Source organism: Caballeronia sp. GACF4, from assembly GCF_023631025.1.
Taxonomy (GTDB): domain Bacteria; phylum Pseudomonadota; class Gammaproteobacteria; order Burkholderiales; family Burkholderiaceae; genus Caballeronia.
In genome coordinates this window covers 269458-289372 of record NZ_JALQDW010000014.1, presented here as the reverse complement: position 1 = coordinate 289372, position 19915 = coordinate 269458, and the positions used below count along the sequence as shown (strand labels likewise).

Genomic DNA, 19915 nt, shown 5'->3' with positions numbered 1-19915 from the left:
ACAGGCTGGAAATGAACATGATGCGAGCATGGCGAGCTTCACTATTACGCTAACCTATTGACGGTCAATAGGAAAACGGTTTAAATAGCGGGTTCCGCGAAAACAGAATTCCTGAACCTCCGGTCGTTGCGCCCGTTGTGCCTCTCGTGCCTGCGGTTATCCACAGTCGGAACACGGTGGCGCCAAAGCCCGCGCGGTCGATCAATACTCAAGTGAGAGCATCATGAAACGTACTTACCAACCTTCCGTGACGCGCCGCAAGCGCACCCATGGCTTCCGCGTTCGCATGAAGACCGCTGGCGGCCGCAAGGTCATCAACGCTCGCCGTGCGAAGGGTCGCAAGCGCCTGGCAATCTAAGGCTTTCCGGTGGCTGGTCGCGCACGTGTGGTACAGGCCGTATCTGTCCTGAAGCCGGGCGCGCATCACGAACCGGCAGGCTGCTTCAGCGCCGCACAGAAGTCTTGAAACAGGACATCGTTCAGTTGCCGGCGCAGGCCGCGTTCCCCAAGGCCGCAAGGCTACTGAAAACGGATGAGTTCTCATCCGTTTTTCGTTTGCGCCCATGGCGACGTTCGCCGCATTTCGTGCTGTACGGGAAACCGACTGGGCAGGAGGCGCGTCTCGGCCTCGTGATCGGCAAGAAGCAAGCGCCGCGTGCAGTCACGCGCAACCTGATCAAGCGGCACGCGCGTGACGCGTTTCGGTTGCGTCGCGAAGCGTTGAGCGGTTTCGATATCCTCGTGCGCTTGCACGCGAAAATCGACCGCAAGGCCATGCCGAGCGCCAGTTCGCCGCCGCTCGGCGCGCTCGTGCGAGGCGAACTGGAAGCATTGCTGGACCGTGCCGTGCGCGAAGTCGCGCGCCGTGCGGCTGAAACCGTGGCGGCGCCGCCTGGCGTGCCCGCCGTAGACGACACCTCCGGCCCTTCCGGGTCATGAAGCGCAGTCTGCGTCTCGAATCGCCGGTCACGGCGAACGGGGCGCGCGGCGCGAAGCTTATGCAAACGGCACTAATCGCGTTGTTGCGCTTCTACAAGGTTGCTGTGAGCCCGCTGCTCGGCAGCCGGTGCCGTTTTTATCCCTCCTGTTCCGACTACGCGCGCGAGGCAATCCAGTATCATGGCGCCGCGCATGGCACGTATCTCGCCGCCAAAAGGCTTTGCCGCTGCCATCCGTTCTCGGCGGGCGGCGTCGATCTCGTGCCGCAGCCTTCCGATTCGCGATCAGATTCCACGCGGGTTTCCGAGCCGGCCGCGGAATTCGCTCAAGAAAAGCATTCACCACTAAACGGCGCTGATGCGCTTACCGATCGACACTGAGACAACGCATGGATATCAAACGCACCGTCCTATGGGTCATCTTCTTCGTGTCAGTTGTCATGCTGTTCGACAACTGGCAGCGCGACCATGGGCGCCCGTCGATGTTCTTCCCGAGCGCGACGCAGCCGGCCAAGACCGCCAGCAACCCCGCACCGGGCACGGCCGCATCGGGCGCGCAGCCTTCCGAATTGCCCAACTCGCCGGCCGGTACCGCCGCGCCGGGTTCGACGACGCCGCCCGCCACGGCGGCCGCGCAACTCGTCAAGTTCACGACGGACGTGTATTCCGGTGAGATCGACACGCGCGGCGGCACGCTTTCGAAGCTCTCGCTCGTGAAGGAAGGCGACGGCAAGCAGCCCGACCTCTACATCACCCTCTTCGATCACACGCCGACCCACACGTATCTCGCGCGCACGGGCCTGCTCGGCGGCGACTTCCCGAACCACAACGACATCTTCACGGCGGTGCCGGGCCAGACGTCCTTGTCGGGCGACGCCAAAACGCTGACGCTCGCGTTCGAATCGCCGGTTAAGGGTGGCGTGAAGGTCGTAAAGACCTACACGTTCACGCGTGGCAGCTACGTGATCAACGTCGATACGAAAATCGAGAACGTCGGTAGCGCGCCGGTCACGCCGAAGCTCTACATGGAACTCGTGCGCGACAACACGCCGGTGGAGACGCCGCGCTTCTCGCATACGTTCATCGGGCCGGCGGTCTACACGGACCAGCATCACTTCCAGAAGATCGACTTCAGCGATATCGACAAGAACAAGGCTACGTTCGCGCCTTCCGCCGACAACGGCTGGATTGCGATGGTGCAGCATTACTTCGCGTCGGCGTGGATTCCGCAGCAGGGCGCGAAGCGTGACATCTACGTGCAGAAGATCGATCCGGATTTGTATCGCGTGGGTGTGCAGCAGGCCGTGCAGACCATTGCGCCGGGACAGACCGCGACCGTCGATGCGCGTCTTTTCGCGGGTCCCGAAGAAGAGCGCATGCTGGAAGGTATCGCGCCGGGGCTCGAGCTCGTGAAGGATTACGGCATGGTGACGATCATCGCCAAGCCGCTTTTCTGGCTGCTCGAAAAGATCCACAGCTATGTCGGCAACTGGGGCTGGGCGATCGTGCTGCTTACGCTGCTTATCAAGGCTATGTTCTTCCCGCTGTCGGCGGCGAGCTATAAGTCGATGGCGCGCATGAAGGAAATCACGCCGCGCATGCAACAGATTCGCGAGCGCTTCAAGAGCGATCCGCAGAAGATGAACGCGTCGCTGATGGAGCTTTACAAGACCGAGAAGGTGAATCCATTCGGCGGCTGTCTGCCGGTCGTGGTGCAGATTCCGGTGTTTATCTCGCTGTACTGGGTGCTGCTGTCGTCGGTGGAAATGCGCGGTGCACCGTGGATCGGCTGGATTCACGATCTGTCGCAACAAGACCCGTACTTCATCTTGCCGGTGCTGATGGCTGTATCGATGTTCCTGCAGACCAAGCTGAACCCGACGCCGCCGGACCCGGTTCAAGCCAAGATGATGATGTTCATGCCGATCGCGTTTTCGGTCATGTTCTTCTTCTTCCCGGCTGGTCTCGTGCTGTATTACGTCGTGAATAACGTGCTGTCGATCGCGCAGCAGTATTACATCACGCGCATGATGGGACAGCGGAAGAAGAAGGCGGCTTGAGGTTTCTTTAGATTTGATGTGGAAGTGGATTTGAAAACGCCCGGCATGCCGGGCGTTTTTGTTTGCTGTCGATCTTAGTAGGTTCAGGTCAGCTTCACCGCTTCGCCGCCCCGTAAAACTGCTGCACAAGCTCCTCGACCAGATACCGATGATGCGGCGACAACGCCTCGATCTTCGACACAAGCTCGAGCGTTTCCCCGGACGCCGGGTATTGCTCATCCCGTACGAGCGGCTTAGGCGTCCCCTGAGCGATACCGCCCGGCGACGGTCCATAGTGCAGCCAGTGCAACTCCACTTTGAACCATTCGGCCAATACTTCCAGCTTGTCGATGGTCGGAATCGAACGCCCGGTGAGCCACTTGTGCGCCGTTTGAGGGGAAACCGCCTCGCCGTGGTAACGAAGACTGAATTTTTTGGCGAGATCGGTCGCGCCGCGCAACTTCTCAGGTGCGCGGGTCATCGAGAACTTAAGCCGCTCGGAGAAATCGGCTTTTTCTTGTGGTGTAGGCATAGTGCAATTGTGCGAGGCAACCGTTGCCTATGCGTCAACCAATCGCGTTAGAAGTGGCGGAAATATTCGTCGTTTTATCTTGTGTAAGCGTTACCGATCACTGCCAAAAGGCAATCAAGCTTCACTCTCAGACCGTCGTCAGTGCTGCCTAAGCTGCGAATTTGTTGTAGAAAATGGCGTGAGTCGCATGCGTTCGTCCGTATCTCAAATAAGATACGTCAAGAATTTTCCTAGCGGGCGTGATGTCCGGCAGCTACGCGTCTCAGCGCGATACAATCCCCGCACCCGAAATCCCTGCTTTCCTCACATGCTCAGCAACGACTCCGATCCGATTGTCGCCATCGCCACCGCGCCCGGACGCGGCGGGATTGGTGTCGTGCGGCTGTCGTTCGGACGCGCGGGTGAGCGCGCCGCGCACCTCGCGATGTTCGCGCTGTGCGGCCAATCGTTGAACGCGCGCCACGCCAGCTACGTGCCGTTTCTCGACGGCAACGGCGAGGCGCTCGATCGCGGCATCGCGCTCTACTTTCCCGCGCCGCACTCATACAGCGGCGAATACGTGCTCGAATTGCAGGGTCACGGCGGGCCGATCGTGCTTCAACTCGTGCTGCAACGCGCGCTCGACGTCGGACGCGAGTTCGGCCTGAGACTTGCCGAGCCCGGTGAATTCACGCGACGCGCGTTTCTCAACGACAAACTCGATCTCGCACAGGCCGAAGCCGTCGCCGATCTGATCGAGGCCAGCACGGAAGCCGCCGCGCGCTCCGCGGGCCGCTCGCTCGAAGGCGCGTTTTCGCGCGAAATCCACGCGCTCGTCGAAGACGTCATCAATTTGCGGATGCTGGTTGAAGCGACTCTGGACTTCCCCGAGGAAGAGATCGACTTCCTGGAAGCAGCGGACGCGCGCGGCAAGCTCGCACGCATTCGCGAGCGCTTGAACACCGTCCTCGCCGATGCCCGGCAGGGCGCCTTGCTGCGGGAAGGCTTATCGGTCGTGCTGGCCGGGCAGCCGAACGTGGGCAAATCGTCGCTGCTGAACGCGCTGGCCGGCGCGGAGCTCGCTATCGTCACGCCGATTGCCGGCACCACGCGCGACAAGGTCGCTCAGACCATTCAAGTGGAAGGCATACCGCTGCATATCATCGATACGGCGGGGCTGCGCGACACCGAAGACGAAGTCGAGCGAATTGGTATCGAGCGGACTTGGGGTGAGATCGAGCGCGCCGACGTCGTGTTGCATTTGCTCGACGCCCGCAACGGGATGACGAGCGAAGACGACGCGATCGCCGCGCGTTTCCCCGATGGCGTGCCGGTCGTGCGCGTGCTGAACAAAACGGACCTGGCGGGCGCACCAGCCGCAAGCCGCGACGCGGACGGCGACGCGCGCCAAGTCAATCTCTCGGCGAAGACGGGCGAAGGCATCGCGCTCTTGCGAGAAATGCTGCTCAAGATTGCCGGATGGCAGGCAGGCGCGGAGAGCGTGTATTTGGCGCGCGAACGGCATCTCATCGCGTTGCGGGCGGCGCGCGAACATCTGGCGCTGGCGGCCGCCCACGCCGATCAGAACTCACAGGCGCTTGATTTATTCGCTGAGGAACTGCGCCTCGCTCAAGAAAATCTCAATGCAATCACGGGTGAGTTCAGTTCCGATGATCTGCTGGGCGTGATTTTCAGCCGGTTTTGCATCGGAAAGTAACTCAAGCGAGTTTCGGTTTCCTTATCTCGCGCAACTCGGCGCTCAGTTTGTCGCTTTCCTCCGGCCTTCCATGAAACGCGGCCGGCGTGTTCTGGAACAGCTCGATGCGATACGCCCCGTCGCACATCGACAGAACCATGGTCTGAATCGCGTTCAGACTCGGAGCGAGCGCCGCCGTGCCTCGTGGGCACATGCCTGCAACCGCACGCAAAAGCAAAGTCTGCCCGCTCGCCATGCGTCTGACTTCCCGCACCTTGGCCACGAAAAACGGCGTCGGATGCTGCGCGAAAATCGGTTGCAGATGCGCTTCGATGCACGCGCGGCCATCGATCGTGCTGCCGTCGAATCCGACCAGACTGCCGCGCTCGGCGAATCGCGCGGCCATTGCTGCCGCGTCTTGACGATTCCAGTCATCGAGCAAGCCGAAAAACACGCGGCGCGCGCTAGTCGCCCAATCAGCAAATGCGGTCTGAGTCATGTCGCCCTCTTCCATGCAGCCGCGAAGACGCCGGCGCCCATGAGCAGCGCGCCGCCGGTCCGATTCACCGTGCGCTGCACGGAGGGCTTACGAATTGCCCGACGCGCGCCCGATGCGAGCAACGCGTAAAAGAACGCGTTAGCAGCCGCCAGCCCGACAAAGGTTGCCTCGAACAGCGCGATTTGCGAGACGCTTGCCGCGTGGGGATCGATGAACTGCGGCAGAAACGCGACGAAGAAGATGATGCTCTTCGGGTTGAGCGTGGTTACCGCGTAGGCGTGGGCCAGGATGCGGCCGGTGCGCAGATCGTCGCCGGCCTTGACTGCGTCCGTGTCGATCACCGGCGCGCGCCACAACTTGATGCCCAAGTAAAACAGATACGCCGCGCCCACCCACTTGACCACCATGAACAGTTCCGCCGATGCCGCCAGCAAAACGCCGAGACCGAGCATGGAAGCCGTCATCGACGTGAGGTCGCCGAGCGCCACGCCGAGCGTCGTCGCGAGCGCGTACTTGCGCCCGTGCCCGAGCGCGTAGGACACGACCAGCAATACGGTCGGGCCAGGGATTGCAACAAGAATGGCCGATGCGATAGCGAACGGCAGCCACTGAGCAAGCGTCATGGGATGTCTCCTGATTTCGTTGGGATTGATTTATCCATGAACGGCGGCGCGGCGCAATAGGCCGGAAGGCTAGCTAGACATCTCGGCGAAGAATCGATTGCTTGGAAGGTTGGAAAGCGCTCTTGGTCGGGTAATGCGCCGCACAAGAATCGTGTTGAGATAAATCGCTACCATTGGCAAGTAATAACCGCTTCAATTTCCTCCAAATAGAGGTTTTTAATGCCTTTCATATCAATACGCTGCGTTCTGACGAACTAACGCAAGCGTGCGACATTCCGGCTTGTTGCAATCGCACACAACTTGTGCTTGCAAACTTTCAAACGTCAATTAGCATGGCTTTTGCATTTAGCGGCTTTTAAATACATAGCTAATTTCGAGACGAATTCGTTTGGAGGCTACTCAATGAAGAAGCGCGCCAGTTTTCTCGTTGCAATGGTAGGGACGTTCGCTATCGCTTGCGCTGCGCAGGCCCAGGACAGCGCGGTTCAAGCCCAACAGACATTCACGTTCCGGCCTAACTCATATGGTTGCCTGTCCAAGGACAAATTCGATTCGGCCGATGAGCATGCGAAAGCTGGCGAGCATCAAAAGATGCAGCAATATTTCGAAGGCTTCGAATGCGTTTCGACGCCGGTCGATTCGCATTTTCGCGTATTGCGCGTAGTCGGACACGACATCGAATTCGTCAATGCGTCGAATAGCGATACGCAGGGAATGTGGACTGCCGACCGGTTTATCGAGCAGAAAGGGCTTTGAGTAATTACGAATGACGGTAGCCGACGCGCATCGAATGAATGCGCGTAGGTAAATCATTGCCGTTGAAAATGGTGCCATCTTCCGTGGCGGCGAACGCTCGCTGCGCGCATCTTATTCTTCCAATTTGTTCCTGAATCACCGCACAATGTCGGTCGCGTGAGCGTCGGCGTGCGGTGTCTTGGTATTTGTTCGCCGCCTCTTCTACTTTCCTTGCCGGTTTTCGACCGGCCTTTTGGTGTTGCATGGCCCTCAAATCGACAATCTACAAGGCGGACCTTCAGATCGCCGACATGGACCGCCACTATTACGGCGACCATTCCCTGACCATCGCGCGTCATCCTTCCGAGACCGACGAACGGATGATGGTGCGCGTCGCCGCTTTTGGCCTATTCGCGAGCGAACGACTGGAGTTTTGCAAAGGACTATCCGACACCGATGAACCCGATCTCTGGCAAAAGGACCTTACTGGTCAGATCGAGACGTGGATCGAGATCGGCCAACCGGACGAGCGGCGTATCGCGAAAGCGAGCGGTCGCGCGGACCGCGTGGTGGTTATCGCGTATGCGGGCAGGACGAGCGATATCTGGTGGCAAGGTGTGAAGGGCAAGGTCGAGCGTCTACAGAACGTGACGGTGTGGTCGCTTGAGGAGGGCGTCGGCGAGGCGCTTGGCAAGCTGGCCGAACGGACGATGCGGCTGCAGATGACGGTGCAGGATGGTGAGGCGTCGTTGGGGAGCGCGACGGTGGATCCGGTGATGATTCGGAAGGGGGTGTTTAAGGGGGCGGCGGTTTAATGTCGATGCGGGCGGGTTGAACGACGCGCAGTTTACGTGTGGGATATCGTCAACGCAAAAAGGCTCAGCCGAATAGCTGAGCCTTTTGACTTTTCGTGGTGGAGAGGAGGAGGATCGAACTCCCGACCTTCGCATTGCGAACGCGACGCTCTCCCAGCTGAGCTACCCCCCCAACGAAGTAAAAGTGTATCACAAGCATCTCAACGAAACGCAAGCCCGAGCCGCCACCAGCTTACTTCTGCGGCGCTCCCGCCAGCACCCACGCGACCACGGTCTTGATGTCCGCATCGCTCATCGAAGGATGCGAAGGCATCGGTATCGATCCCCACACGCCCGCGCCGCCCTTCTTCACTTTCGCTTCAAGCTTCGCGCTCGCGGATGCATCGCCCTTGTATTTGTCCGCCACTTGTTGAAACGACGGCCCAACGAGTTTGCGATCCACCGCGTGACATCCCATGCACGCATTGCTGCGCGCAATCGCCATCGCATTGGCGGCGGATATAGGCTGATCCGCCGCATGAACCAACGCCGACACACTCAAAAGCAAACCAGCCAAGACACAAGCACGCAGTCGCATCATCACTTACCCACTGGCGCCGGAGCCGCACTTCCCGGATGAACATCTGAATTCTTGACGGGCGCGGGCGTCTGCTGATCCAGCGGACGCGATGTCACCGATGAATCCGGCACCGTCCCAACCGTGGCCTCAGGCGCCGGCGCACTCGCCGCCGACACGCCGCTCGCATCCGATGCCGCCGCCGCCTCCAGCGCCTTGGCTTCTTCCGGCTTGATGTACTGGAACACCTTCACCACTTGTTCGACGCCCGGCACGCGCGCGGCGACATCCGCGCCATGCGCGCCTTCATCCGGCGTGACGAGGCCCATCAAATACACAATGCTCCGCTCGCACACGACCTTGTAGTAATTCGCGCGCAAGTCCTTCTCACCGACCATCGCGGTCTTCACGCGGCCTTCGAGGTACGAGTCGTTGGCGCGCGAGGAAATAGAACTCGCGCCCTGCACCGACAGTTCATTGACGATGCTGCCCACGTTGTTGATGTCGTGCGCGACAGACTCGGCCTTCTGCTTCGAGGCATCGTCGGGTACTTCGCCTGTCAAGAGCACGCGCCGGTTGAACACGGTGACATTGACATGCGCCGTGTCGGGCACGCTCTCGTTAATCCGCGATAGCGCCTTCACCTGGATCTCGCGATCTTCGGTCTGCGCGCCGAGCGTGCGGCGATCGGTGGCGATCAAGGTGCCGCCGCCCATCGCACCGACCACCGCGAGCGCACAGCCCTGCAGTGTCAACGCAACACCCGACAACATGCTCACCACCAACGTGGCGTTAGCCAGCGTCGCCTTCACGCGTGTCTTGTTCATCAACTCGTTTTCCCCTTTGTGTTCAGTCGTCGCCCAGCAGCATCGCGTCGATGCCGTCGCTCAGGCAGTGAATGGTCAACAGATGGACTTCCTGAATACGCGCCGTCCGCTCGGAAGGCACGCAGATATGTATGTCGGTGTCGATGAGCACTTCGGATATCACGCCGCCGCCCTTGCCCGTCAGCGCAATCACGATCATCTCGCGTTCGTGCGCTTCCTGAATCGCCGCGAGCACGTTCACCGAGTTGCCCGACGTGCTGATGGCAAGCAGGACATCGCCCGCATGTCCCAACGCACGAACCTGCTGCGAGAAGATCTGTTCGAAGGCGTAGTCGTTGCCGACTGCCGTGAGTATCGATGTATCGGTCGTCAGCGCAATGGCCGGCAATGCGGGACGCTCGCGCTCGAAGCGGCCGATGAGTTGCGCGGCAAAGCGTTGCGCGTCGGCGGCCGAACCGCCGTTGCCGCACGTGAGAATCTTGGAGCCGTTGGCGAGCGCGCTGAACAGCGTGTCGACTGCCGCCGCGATCGGGACCGCCAGCACATCGAGTGCTTCGAGCGTGAGCGCCGCGCTGTCGCGGAATTGCTGTTGAATGCGTTCGACTGACATCGACTCTCGATTATCGGCCGCGGCGGCGGCGGTTGTTGCGTGTGAATGCTGCGCAGTTTACCGCATGCATGCCGCGGCACACCTCAACATCAAGTGCCGTCGGCACGAAATGCATCCGTCACCCAGCGAATGCGTCCCGCATCGAAGGCGATCACGTCGAAGCGGCACGCGGGCAACGCGCCGCGCCACTTCGTCAGATAAAACTGCGCGGCGCGCACGATCCTTTCGCGCTTTCTGGCATCGACGCTCGCGGCGGCATCCGCGAACCGGCGGCTCGCGCGCGCCCTGACTTCGACGAACACGAGCGCGCCGCGTTCATCGGACATGACGAGATCGATCTCGCCGCCACGGCAACGCACGTTGCGCGCGACGAGCTTCATGCGCTGCCTTTGCAGGTACTCGAGCGCGCGCGCTTCGAAAACATCGCCGAGCGATTTGGACACAGGCACTCCTCAAAAGTTGTCGAGCGTTGAGCGCTTGCACGCGTGGCAAAATGGCAGTCTTTCCTTCGACGCCCGCGCTCATGCTTCAGATCTCCGAATTAGCCGACGGGCAGCACTATCCGACGGGCGCGCTCTATGTGGTCGCCACGCCGATCGGCAATACGGCGGACATCACGGTGCGCGCGCTGCACGTGCTCGGTCTCGTCGATCGCATCGCCGCCGAAGACACGCGCAACACGTCGCAACTGCTCACGCGCTACGGCATCTCGAAGCCGTCGATCGCCGTGCACGAACATAACGAACGCAGCGCCGCCGAACGCGTGATCGAGCATCTGAAGAACGGCGAGCGCATCGCGTGCGTGTCGGACGCGGGCACGCCCGGCATTTCGGACCCAGGCGCACGTCTCGTCGATGCCGTGCGCGACGCGGGCTTTCCCGTCATCCCCTTGCCGGGCGCAAGCGCGCTCACCACTGCGTTGAGCGCGGCCGGCGCGTGGGTCAGCAGCTTCTCGTTCATCGGCTTCCTGCCGTCGAAACCCAAACAACGCGCCGCGCAACTGCGCACGTTGAGCAAGCATTCAATGGCGCTCGTGTTTTACGAGGCGCCGCATCGCATCGTGGAAACAGTACGCGCGCTCGGTGAAGCGCTCGGCGGCGGGCGGCAAATGCTGATTGCACGCGAATTGACGAAGTTACACGAGAGCCTTCATCGCTGCACCCTGGCCGAAGGGCCAACGTGGCTCGAAGCAGATGCCAACCGGCAACGCGGGGAATTCGTGCTCGTGGTGCAGGGCGCACCGGAGGAAGAAGCATCGGACGATGCCAACGACGAGCTGCTCACCACGCTGCTCGAAGAGTTGTCGGTGAAGAGCGCGGCGCGCATCGCGGCAACGCTCTCGGGCGCATCGCGCAACGTCTTGTACGAGCGCGCGTTGATACTCAGCAAACGCTCGGAAGAATGAAAAAAGGCCGTCGCGATGACGGCCTTTTCATGGATCAGACGGAGGTTCAGTTCACGCCGTCATCCGCCAGCGACTGCGACTGCTCGCGCGCCGCCCGCGCTTCCTGCTGCGTCAGTCCTTCGATCTTCACCTTTTGCGTGCCGCTGCTGCTCATGTCCAGCGCCGATGCAGCCGCATACGAAAGATCGATCACGCGGCCACGCACGTAAGGTCCGCGATCGTTGATCTTAACCACCACCGTCTTGTGATTCGCTTCGTTCGTCACGCGCACCCATGATGCCAGCGGCAGCGTGCGATGAGCGGCGGTCATCGCATTCATGTTGAATTTCTCGCCGCTCGCCGTCTTGCGGCCGTGGAACAGGCGACCGTACCAGGAAGCCTTGCCCTGTTGCTCGAATTCGCCGACGTTCGGACCGCTGGTAATCGCCTGCGCGTTGGCTAGCGACTCGCCCTGTGCTTGCTTCGGAGCAGGCACGGAGCTCAGGTTGTTGTCGAAAGCGAGCGGTGCGGTGGAGCGGGCACTCGTCGTGCTGACGGTGGCTGTTGTCTGAGGATTGGACGCGATGTCGCCCGAACCCGGCGCGGCGCAGCCAGCCAGTACTGCGACGGCTAGCAAGCTACCGACATGTCGAAGATATCGAGCATTCATAGGCGTGTGTTCATTGTTTGTAGAGCGGCCGCGCCGCGCTCAAAGCGCGCGCAAGACTGCTCGAGAGGCAAGCCGCGCAAAGCAGGACGCCGTTCGAACCAGCGAACGGCGAACTGATGCTCGGATGCGGCGTACTCTTGCCGCAAAGCCCGGTTATTGTTCACGTCTGGCGCAGCCTGTCCCCGGCAGCCTGACCAGACCCCACGTGCCGCCATCGAACATGACAACGGTTCGCGCGCTATGAGACGTTGTTTCAGCGCAGGAACGGCGGCGTAGGCCCCATCCGGTGCGACGGCAGCTAAGGCCGTCTGACAGACGCGCGGCGCCTGACCGGACAAGACGTGTGCACCAAATGACGGTGCTTGAGTTGCAGTTACGAGGCTTTCAGCCCCCAACAGCGTACTGATAACAATTGTAAAAACGCACTAGCGTTCAGACTTTTGTCCATTGACGGCATGGTCAAAGCCATGCACAAGTGTCGTCATTATACAAAAAAACGGGGGTCCGGCTCCTCCGACTGCATATTTCGTCATTGATTTTCGCTATGACCGTAAGAATTGCAGCTCTGGAAGCGGCCTCCGGGCCTTTATGGAGGCTGACGCGAGCGTGATCCGGCACCGGTACAATGCACCTTTTTACACGCGACTTCGTCCCGGTGAGAGTCTTATGAAAGTCATTCTTGTGCCCGTGACGCCGTTCCAGCAAAACTGCACCATCGTAATCTGCGAGACGACGCAGCGCGCCGCCGTGGTCGACCCCGGCGGCGACATCGAGCGCATCATTGCCGAGGTCGAGCGGCAAGGCGCGAAGGTCGAAAAAGTGCTGCTGACGCATGGTCATCTAGATCACTGCGGCGGCGCGAAGGCACTCGCGGAACACTACGGCGTCACCATAGAAGGACCGCATCGGGAAGACGCGTTCTGGATCGACCAGTTACCCGCGCAATCCAAGCGCTTCGGTTTTTCGGATGCCGAAGCCTTCACGCCCGAGCGATGGCTCGAAGACGGCGACACCGTGCGGTTCGGCGAGGAAAGCATGGAAGTCTATTTTTGCCCCGGTCATACGCCCGGACACGTAGTGTTCTTCAGCCGCGAGCATCGGCTGGCGCTCGTCGGCGATGTGCTGTTTGCCGGCTCCATCGGTCGCACCGATTTTCCGCGCGGCAATCACGCCGAACTGATCCGCTCCATCCGCGAGAAGCTCTGGCCGCTCGGCGACGACGTGACCTTCGTGCCGGGCCACGGACCTGCATCGACACTTGGCGAGGAACGCCGCTCCAATCCCTATGTGGGCGACGGAGTCAGCGCATGAACGCCATTCCCGAAATCTATGTCAGCACGGATGTCGAAGCCGACGGTCCCATTCCCGGTCCGCACTCGATGCTGAGTTTCGCGTCGGCCGCGTTCACCGCGGACAAACAGCTCGTCAGCACGTTCTCGGCGAATCTGGAAACACTCGAAGGCGCGGCGCCGCATCCTGTTCAAGCGGCATGGTGGAAGACGCAGCCTGAGGCTTGGGCCGCGTGCCGTATCGATCTGCAGAAGCCCGAAGTCGCGCTCGTCAAGTACGTCGAATGGGTCGAGGCCCTGCCCGGCAAACCGGTGTTCGTGGCGTATCCGGCAGGTTTCGACTTCACCTATATGTTCTGGTACATGATGCGCTTCGCCGAACGCTGTCCTTTTTCGTGGTCCGCGCTCGACATCAAGACACTGGCTTTTGCGATAACGGGCTTGCCGTATCGGAAGGCGATCAAACCGCGTCTGCCCAAGCACTGGTTCGACGACCTGCCGCATACGCACGTCGCGCTCGATGACGCTATCGAGCAGGGCGCGCTCTTTTGCAACATGCTGGCGGAGCTTCGTGCCTCGCAGGCCGCCACACAAGCCACTGCGGGCGAAACTGAAAGCATCGTCGAAGGTAAAAACGCGCCGACAGGCCGGTGAGTTAGGGAAACTACCTCAGTGCAGCCGCTTTGCATTGCGTTTCTTTTTCTGCGCCTCTAACATTAGGTCAGATCGCGACCGAATGGAGGCGCAGTTGACTCTAGATACATTCTCACAAAAAATCCTGCGTCTCCTGCAACTCGACGCGCGGCGGTCCGTTCAGGAAATTTCGGATCAAGTCGGGCTTTCGAGTACGCCCTGCTGGCGCCGTATCAAGGACATGGAGCAGTCCGGCGTCATCCAGCGTTACACCGCTCTCCTCGACCGGGAGAAGCTCGGTCTGCACGTCTGCGCGCTCGCGCATATTCATTTGACGCGGCACACCGAAGGCGGCGTCGAACAGTTCGAGCGCGAGATCGCCACCTGTCCGGAAGTGACCGAGTGCTACAGCACCACGGGCGAATCCGACTACATTCTCAAGATCGTGGCGCCCGACATCAAGTCATACGACGCGTTCCTGCACGAGCGCATCTTCAAGATTCCGGCCGTGGCGCAGGTTCGCACGAGCGTCGTGCTGCGCGAAATCAAGTTCGATACGCAACTGCCACTCTGAATATCAAGGTCGAGCGGGCGCGTCACGCGTCGTTCGAAGCGCATGGGTTACGCGTAACTCGTGCGCGCCAAGCTTTCGCTTGAGGGCATCGATATCGATTCGGGCAAGGCGCGCCGCCGCGTCTTCGCCTAATTGATCTGGCAAATGCGCTGGCAAAACAATATCGATATCGAAGCCGCTGCTCAGGTAATGCAGATTCAATTCCTCTATTGGCAAGCTCTCTGCGCCGAAAGCGGCGCGCACGGCGTCCATTGCAGTGGACCGCAACGGGAAATTGCCGGGCAGCGGGTTGAGCGCGTCGCTTTCCGGATCGACGTGAATGAGCGCATCGATCACGCGCGGATCGGTCATTACGTGCGCACGCGCCGATTCGGCAATGAAATGCCCCTCCGAAACCGAAATACGCGGATCGACGAGAATATGCGCGTCGACGATTGCCAGGTCGCCCATTTTCCGAGTACGTAATTCGTGGACTTCACGCACACCGGGCGTGCCGAGCAAAATGGCGCGTAAATCGGCGGCGGCGGTTTGATCGAGCGCCCGGTCCGACAAATCCTGGAGCGCATCCCACGCGAAACTCCAGCCCATTTTGCCGACCATGAAACCGACCAGTGCGGCGGCAATCGGATCGAAAAATTTAAGTCCAGCGAGACTACCAATAATTCCAAGCGCCACGACGAGTGACGAAGCGGCGTCCGAACGTGCATGCCAGGCGTTGGCCACGAGTAATGCCGAACGCACGCGTTCTGCCGCGCGCAGCATATATCTGAACAAGGCTTCTTTCGATACGAGGACGATTAACGCAACCACCAGCGCGCTGGCGTGAACGGGGGGAATATCGTCCAGGTTTAGAACTCGCGTGCCGGCGCGCCATAACATTCCCGCACCGACTGCAATCAACAATCCGCCGAGGAATAACGACGCTACCGTTTCATAACGGCTATGACCGTAGTTGTGATCGTGATCCGGCGCTGCCGCCGAACGATGGTTGGCAATCAGAACGATGAAATCGGAAACCAGATCGGATAGCGAATGGACGCCGTCCGCGAGCAGCGCTTGAGAATGGGCAATAAAACCCACCGTGAGTTGCGCCGTGCTTAAAACGCAGTTGAGCGCAATGCTGGTCCAGGTAGTCGTCCGCGCAACGTCCTGCTTTTCCTTGGCACGAGCCGTCGAAAGCGACATGTAATTTGCCTTGAGCCAAACATGTATGTCGATAAATCTTAACGCCGTGCCTGGCTTCGCGCTTTCAATGCGCTCTTCGCTCGGGTAAATAGGACAGACGGCGACATTAATACGTGCCGTTACGCGTGCGAACTCGCTAGTCGGAAAAAAAGCCGCGTTCTAAGCGCGGCTCTTTTCACTGAAATCTGGCCCGACTTATCTGCCAATCAGAAAGCTATCGCGGTCCTGTCCCGCAATCCACTTCGGCGGCTTACCGCGGCCCGACCACGTGCTACCGCTTTCCGGGTCACGGTATTTCGGTGCAACGCCGTTACGGGCACGGGATGCCTTCGGAGTCTTAGCGCCTCGACCACCGGCTAGTTCCTGAAGCGTGATGCCGTAATCCGCCATTTTCTGCTTGATCTCATTGAGCACTTCGGCGTATTCACGCGACTTCGCTTCTTCAATCTGACGTTCCAGAGACTCGCGCTGCGCGAGAAGTTCCTTGTATGAAGGCATGGCAATTTCCTGAGTAGTTTGCTGAATTACGAGTCTGTCGCCCGCTTTACGTTTTCGATAAAGCCTCGGATGGCACGCAGATTAACACATATCGGATTAAGGCGGCATGTGCGCATTGCCACTTAAATTGAGTTTCAGCGGCTTTCCTCGTAACAATGGGCCGTCTGTTCGCTTCTTGCCCGAAGCACCTCTCGGGAAAGTAGTAAGGAATAGACGTCGTTAATCGTGAAAAATTGGCGCGCAATGAAATGCCGTCGACGCTCTTTGGGCAAATATTTCACCGGATGACAGTTTAGATGCAGCCGTTCCTCATAGTAAGCTGTCTTTTTGCCATCCGGTTAATGAATGCTGCCTAGCTTTGCCGCTCGATGCAATCGATTAGCGCGGTCCTCAATTCGTCCCCGTTAAGTTTCGGCTTATCGAAGGTAAAACGATTGCGTGTGCCGTCGCGCAGCAAATCGCATCCGTATCGGTCTATCCCTAATAATGCAAGATTCGCCGGCCGAGCGTTATAAGCATCGAAAATCTTGCAGAGCGCGACTTCATCGGCGGAAGAAACCGGCTCCAGATCATCCAAATCTTCTGCGCGCAGCCATCCCATTGCACCAAAACCGCCAATAAATCGCATTCGTTCCAGCGACATCAGCCAGAATGAGAAATCACCCAACTCCAGATAACGCCCCGCGTCCGGGTGATATCGCAAATAACGACGCGACAGTTCTTCATATTGCGCAAGCGGCGCGGGCGCGAATGTACCGAGCATGGTCAATCGCTGTCCTTCGAGAACGCGCCCTTCCGCCGCGTGAGTAATCAGAAAACCGGCCCGTCCGTCTGCCTGAAGATTGCGTGTATGTTCGGCGAGCTGGCTGATCAACAACATTGGCGTATGGTGAGCGGTCGGCGCGAAAGGCAACGCGGTTGGATAAGGAAAACCGCGTGGGTCTCGCGACTGCGTGGCGAGCGTGCCTTCTGGCATGCGATGCAGCAAATGCAAAGGCGCTTGCGACGGGATATGCATGAATCTCCTTTTTGATTATTCGAGTTTGATGCGACCGATGGTAAAGCACGGGCATCGAGCGTGTCTGCTAGCCGTTCGATAGAATCGAAAGCTCCCGCGAAATGAGGCAATCTGCAAGGTTGTCCTGCGTTCGCATCACTCTTTCAAACTCTTCGTTCGTGTCCGACTCGACCTCTCTTTCCGCCTCCCGCGAGTCAAATCCGATGCAAGCCTTGCATCGCAGCCTCCCGGCCGCCGCCCGCAAGCGCGCCCGCTATTCGACGATGGCCGTGTTCTTCATCGCCGGCATGATGTACGCCTCGTGGGGCGTGCATGTGCCGACCGTGCGCGACAAGTTCGCGCTCAGTCCCGGCATGCTGTCGTTCGCACTCTTCGCCGTCGCTGGCGGCTCGATCTTCGCCATGCTCACAGCCGGTCCGTGGATCGCGCGAGCCGGCACGCGCATGGCCTGCATGGCGGGCGGCCTCACCATGATGTGCTGCGGCGCGCTGATTCTAGTCGTCCCGGCTTTCTGGATGCTGCTCATCGTGCTGGCGTTTTTCGGCTTCGGCATGGCCACACTCGATGTCGCCATGAACGCCGAGGCCAGCGCCGTCGAAGAAGCGCTCGAGCGCCCGATCATGTCGTCGCTGCATGGCATGTTCAGCGTGGGCGGCATGGCGGGCGCGGCGGTCGGCGGCGCGTTGCTCGCGCACGGCCTTGCGCCTGCCGCGCACCTTGCTCTTGTCTCGGGCGTCAGTCTGATCGTCTTGCTCGTGTCGATGCCCTACGTGCTGCCGCACGTGGCGCATCACGATGAACACGCGAAATCGTCGTCGTCGAATCGCTGGCGCTCGGGCGCGCTCTGGGCGTTGGGCGGCATGGCGCTCGTTGCGTTGATCGCGGAGGGCGCCATGTACGACTGGGCCACCGTGTACATGCGCGACGTCGTGCTCGCCACGCCCTCGGTCGCAAGCGCCGCTTATGCCGCGTTCTCGGGCGGCATGGCGGCCGGTCGCTTTGGCGGCGATGCCGTGCGCGCTCGCTTCGGCGCGCCGCAATTGATCTTCGGCAGCGCGGGACTCGCGTTTCTCGGCATGGTGATGGCGCTCGTCGTGCCGAACGCGGTCGTGACCCTGGGCGGCTTCACGCTGATGGGCCTCGGCCTCGCCAACATGATGCCGGTGCTCTTCGCGGCCGCGGCGCGCGTGGAGGGCGTGACGGAAGGGCTCGCGCAGGTCGCGGGCCTCGCGTATTTCGGCTTGCTGCTCGGACCGGTGCTGATTGGCGGCGTCGCGCAAATCAGCACATTGCCCATCGGATTGTGCGTGGTCGCGGCTTGCTGCGCCTTGATCGCGCTGTTCGGACCGAAGATCCTCAAACGCCTCAAGATATAAAAAAACGCGCGGACCTTTGAAGTCCGCGCGTTTCCTGGAGCCGAAGGCCCGCCGTCATTACATCTTGACGACGTCCAGCAAGCTCTTCTTGCCCTTCTTGTAGTCGTACAGCGAGATCACGCCGTGCTTCAGGTCGCCCTTCGAATCGAAGGTCGTCTCGCCGATCACGCCCTTGTAGTCCGTGTTCGGCATGGCGGCAACGATCTTCGCCGGATCGGTCGAGTTCGCGCGCTTCATCGCGTCGACGATGATATACACCGCGTCATACGTGAACGGCGCGTAGATCTGGATAGGCTGACCGAAGCGCTTCTGGAACTTCGCCGCGAACGCCTGACCGCCTTCCATCTTTTCGAGCGCCATGCCGGCTTCCGAGCACACGATGTTGTCGGTTGCGTCGCCAGCCAGGTCGGCCAGCTTTTCCGTGCAGACGCCGTCGCCTGCGAGAACCTTCGCGCGCAGGCCGAGCTGCTTGGCTTGCTTCGCGAACGGGCCGCCGGTTGCGTCCATGCCGCCGTACATCACCGCGTCGGGGTTCTCACCCTTGATCTTCGTCAGAATCGCGCGGAAGTCGACTGCCTTGTCGTTGGTCGCATCGTGCGAAATGACCTTCAGGCCAAGTGCCTTCGCGGTCTTTTCGAACTCGTTGGCGAGACCCTGACCGTAGGCGGTCGAGTCGTCCACCACGGCGACGCTCTTCACCTTCAATTGCTTCGCGGCGTAGTTGGCGAGCGCCGGGCCTTGTTGAGCATCGGTCGCGACGACGCGATACGTCGTCTTGAAGCCTTGCTGCGTGTAGGTCGGGTTCGTGGCCGACGGCGAAATCTGAACGATGCTCGCGTCGCTGTAAATTTTCGATGCCGGGATGGACGTACCGGAGTTCAAGTGACCGACGACGCCGACAACCTTGTCGTCGACCAGCTTCTGTGCAACCTGCGTGGCGGTACGCGGGTCGGCCGCGTCATCCTGCGCGTCGAGTTCCAGCGTGACCTTCTGGCCGCCGATGGTGAGACCCTTCGCGTTGATTTCCTCGACTGCGAGCCGCGCGCCGTTTTCGTTATCCTTGCCCAGGTGAGCAATGCCGCCGGTCAGCGGAGCGACGTGACCGATCTTGACGACCTGGTCGGCTGCTGCGGATGTTGCCAACGTAGCGAACAGCACGGCTGCAGCGCTGATCGGCAACAGTTTGTGAAGCTTGGTGTTCATGTAAGTCTCCAGTTTCGGTCCCAAAAACAACGTAATCGCCCTGTGCCCCGTCTTTCATCACGATCGCTCAGTCCCGTGGACGACCACGCCGGATGCATCGTCATGCACTTGGCAAGTCCTTCTGGCTGGCCATTTTTGGCGGCCGCCATCCGCACTGCGCGCAAGTGTAGGGGTGTCAAATTAAATTAGGGAAGTTTTTTAAGATACTGGTGTGACTACCGATTAAAGGCCAGTTG

25 protein-coding genes and 1 tRNA gene are annotated in these 19915 nt (G+C 60.2%); 12 read left to right on the top strand and 14 right to left on the bottom strand.

Going from position 1 to position 19915, the window contains the following annotated elements:
• The first annotated feature begins 223 nt into the window (after positions 1-223).
• From rpmH to yidC, 4 genes are all read left to right on the top strand, one after another.
• Positions 224-358 carry a 50S ribosomal protein L34 gene (rpmH, locus tag NCR40_RS13905; protein WP_004198824.1) on the top strand — a complete coding sequence of 45 codons (135 nt, stop codon included), beginning with the start codon at positions 224-226 and terminating at the stop codon, positions 356-358.
• A gap of 80 nt (positions 359-438) precedes the next feature.
• On the top strand, positions 439-939 hold the full coding sequence (gene rnpA / locus NCR40_RS13900) for a ribonuclease P protein component (RefSeq protein ID WP_350029300.1): 501 nt from the start codon (positions 439-441) through the stop codon (positions 937-939).
• A 59-nt stretch (positions 940-998) separates the two neighbouring features.
• Positions 999-1319, top strand: a complete 321-nt coding sequence (yidD, locus tag NCR40_RS13895) for a membrane protein insertion efficiency factor YidD (protein WP_244826708.1) — start codon at positions 999-1001, stop codon at positions 1317-1319.
• Between the two features lie 8 nt (positions 1320-1327).
• Positions 1328-2998, top strand: a complete 1671-nt coding sequence (yidC, locus tag NCR40_RS13890) for a membrane protein insertase YidC (RefSeq protein WP_250509715.1) — start codon at positions 1328-1330, stop codon at positions 2996-2998.
• A gap of 94 nt (positions 2999-3092) precedes the next feature.
• On the opposite strand, the gene NCR40_RS13885 is transcribed toward yidC, so the two are convergent.
• Positions 3093-3509 (bottom strand): helix-turn-helix domain-containing protein, encoded by a 417-nt coding sequence (locus NCR40_RS13885; RefSeq protein ID WP_244826705.1) that lies wholly within the window; start codon positions 3507-3509, stop codon positions 3093-3095.
• A gap of 307 nt (positions 3510-3816) precedes the next feature.
• Here NCR40_RS13885 and mnmE point away from each other — a divergent pair, with 307 nt between their 5' ends.
• The gene (gene mnmE, locus NCR40_RS13880; RefSeq protein WP_250509714.1) at positions 3817-5205 is read left to right on the top strand and encodes a tRNA uridine-5-carboxymethylaminomethyl(34) synthesis GTPase MnmE; all 1389 of its coding nucleotides are present in this window, start codon (positions 3817-3819) and stop codon (positions 5203-5205) included.
• Between the two features lies 1 nt (position 5206).
• On the opposite strand, the gene NCR40_RS13875 is transcribed toward mnmE, so the two are convergent.
• A complete protein-coding gene (locus NCR40_RS13875; RefSeq protein ID WP_250509713.1) occupies positions 5207-5683 on the bottom strand; it encodes an SgcJ/EcaC family oxidoreductase in 477 nt (158 codons plus the stop codon).
• On the bottom strand, positions 5680-6306 hold the full coding sequence (locus tag NCR40_RS13870; RefSeq protein WP_250491629.1) for a LysE family translocator: 627 nt from the start codon (positions 6304-6306) through the stop codon (positions 5680-5682). Before NCR40_RS13870 ends, NCR40_RS13875 begins: the two co-directional genes overlap by 4 nt.
• Before the next feature lie 402 nt (positions 6307-6708).
• On the opposite strand from NCR40_RS13870, the gene sap1 reads away from it, so the two are divergent.
• Positions 6709-7062: a surface attachment protein Sap1 gene (sap1, locus tag NCR40_RS13865; protein ID WP_244826701.1), complete on the top strand. Its 354-nt coding sequence runs from the start codon at positions 6709-6711 to the stop codon at positions 7060-7062.
• 4 nt (positions 7063-7066) lie between these two features.
• Here sap1 and NCR40_RS13860 read toward each other — a convergent pair whose 3' ends face one another.
• On the bottom strand, positions 7067-7306 hold the full coding sequence (locus tag NCR40_RS13860; RefSeq protein ID WP_244826700.1) for a hypothetical protein: 240 nt from the start codon (positions 7304-7306) through the stop codon (positions 7067-7069).
• Here NCR40_RS13860 and NCR40_RS13855 point away from each other — a divergent pair.
• Entirely contained in the window at positions 7305-7856 is a 552-nt protein-coding gene (locus NCR40_RS13855) for a YaeQ family protein (protein ID WP_250462431.1), read from the top strand. The genes NCR40_RS13860 and NCR40_RS13855 overlap by 2 nt on opposite strands.
• A 96-nt stretch (positions 7857-7952) precedes the next feature.
• On the opposite strand, the gene NCR40_RS13850 is transcribed toward NCR40_RS13855, so the two are convergent.
• From NCR40_RS13850 to NCR40_RS13830, 5 genes are all read right to left on the bottom strand, one after another.
• Positions 7953-8028 (bottom strand) — tRNA-Ala (locus tag NCR40_RS13850).
• Positions 8029-8088: 60 nt separating this feature from the next.
• The gene (locus NCR40_RS13845) at positions 8089-8433 is read right to left on the bottom strand and encodes a c-type cytochrome (protein ID WP_250509729.1); all 345 of its coding nucleotides are present in this window, start codon (positions 8431-8433) and stop codon (positions 8089-8091) included.
• Positions 8434-8435: 2 nt separating this feature from the next.
• The gene (locus NCR40_RS13840; RefSeq protein WP_250492884.1) at positions 8436-9239 is read right to left on the bottom strand and encodes a BON domain-containing protein; all 804 of its coding nucleotides are present in this window, start codon (positions 9237-9239) and stop codon (positions 8436-8438) included.
• A 22-nt stretch (positions 9240-9261) separates the two neighbouring features.
• Positions 9262-9849: a phosphoheptose isomerase gene (locus NCR40_RS13835; protein ID WP_244826697.1), complete on the bottom strand. Its 588-nt coding sequence runs from the start codon at positions 9847-9849 to the stop codon at positions 9262-9264.
• An 89-nt stretch (positions 9850-9938) separates the two neighbouring features.
• Complete coding sequence (locus NCR40_RS13830) at positions 9939-10298, bottom strand: YraN family protein (protein ID WP_244826696.1); 360 nt, start codon at positions 10296-10298, stop codon at positions 9939-9941.
• A gap of 74 nt (positions 10299-10372) precedes the next feature.
• Here NCR40_RS13830 and rsmI point away from each other — a divergent pair, with 74 nt between their 5' ends.
• A complete protein-coding gene (rsmI, locus tag NCR40_RS13825) occupies positions 10373-11254 on the top strand; it encodes a 16S rRNA (cytidine(1402)-2'-O)-methyltransferase (RefSeq protein WP_250509728.1) in 882 nt (293 codons plus the stop codon).
• Between the two features lie 46 nt (positions 11255-11300).
• Here the strand turns inward: rsmI and NCR40_RS13820 are convergent, their stop codons facing one another.
• Complete coding sequence (locus NCR40_RS13820) at positions 11301-11903, bottom strand: septal ring lytic transglycosylase RlpA family protein (RefSeq protein WP_250509712.1); 603 nt, start codon at positions 11901-11903, stop codon at positions 11301-11303.
• Positions 11904-12569: 666 nt separating this feature from the next.
• Between NCR40_RS13820 and NCR40_RS13815 the strand changes: the two genes are divergently transcribed.
• From NCR40_RS13815 to NCR40_RS13805, 3 genes are all read left to right on the top strand, one after another.
• Entirely contained in the window at positions 12570-13214 is a 645-nt protein-coding gene (locus tag NCR40_RS13815; RefSeq protein ID WP_250509711.1) for an MBL fold metallo-hydrolase, read from the top strand.
• Positions 13211-13846 carry a 3'-5' exonuclease family protein gene (locus NCR40_RS13810; RefSeq protein ID WP_250466277.1) on the top strand — a complete coding sequence of 212 codons (636 nt, stop codon included), beginning with the start codon at positions 13211-13213 and terminating at the stop codon, positions 13844-13846. Before NCR40_RS13815 ends, NCR40_RS13810 begins: the two co-directional genes overlap by 4 nt.
• Before the next feature lie 82 nt (positions 13847-13928).
• Positions 13929-14399, top strand: coding sequence for an Lrp/AsnC family transcriptional regulator (locus NCR40_RS13805; RefSeq protein ID WP_244826692.1), 471 nt, complete (start codon positions 13929-13931; stop codon positions 14397-14399).
• Between the two features lie 3 nt (positions 14400-14402).
• On the opposite strand, the gene NCR40_RS13800 is transcribed toward NCR40_RS13805, so the two are convergent.
• The 3 genes from NCR40_RS13800 to NCR40_RS13790 form a co-directional block, all read right to left on the bottom strand.
• Positions 14403-15584, bottom strand: coding sequence for a cation diffusion facilitator family transporter (locus NCR40_RS13800; RefSeq protein ID WP_250509710.1), 1182 nt, complete (start codon positions 15582-15584; stop codon positions 14403-14405).
• Positions 15585-15779: 195 nt separating this feature from the next.
• Complete coding sequence (locus NCR40_RS13795) at positions 15780-16082, bottom strand: H-NS histone family protein (RefSeq protein ID WP_244826690.1); 303 nt, start codon at positions 16080-16082, stop codon at positions 15780-15782.
• 352 nt (positions 16083-16434) lie between these two features.
• Positions 16435-17100, bottom strand: coding sequence for a HugZ family pyridoxamine 5'-phosphate oxidase (locus tag NCR40_RS13790; RefSeq protein WP_250466273.1), 666 nt, complete (start codon positions 17098-17100; stop codon positions 16435-16437).
• Between the two features lie 203 nt (positions 17101-17303).
• On the opposite strand from NCR40_RS13790, the gene NCR40_RS13785 reads away from it, so the two are divergent.
• Positions 17304-18476: an MFS transporter gene (locus NCR40_RS13785; RefSeq protein ID WP_250509709.1), complete on the top strand. Its 1173-nt coding sequence runs from the start codon at positions 17304-17306 to the stop codon at positions 18474-18476.
• Between the two features lie 57 nt (positions 18477-18533).
• On the opposite strand, the gene NCR40_RS13780 is transcribed toward NCR40_RS13785, so the two are convergent.
• Complete coding sequence (locus NCR40_RS13780; RefSeq protein ID WP_244826687.1) at positions 18534-19679, bottom strand: branched-chain amino acid ABC transporter substrate-binding protein; 1146 nt, start codon at positions 19677-19679, stop codon at positions 18534-18536.
• Positions 19680-19915 lie beyond the last annotated feature (236 nt).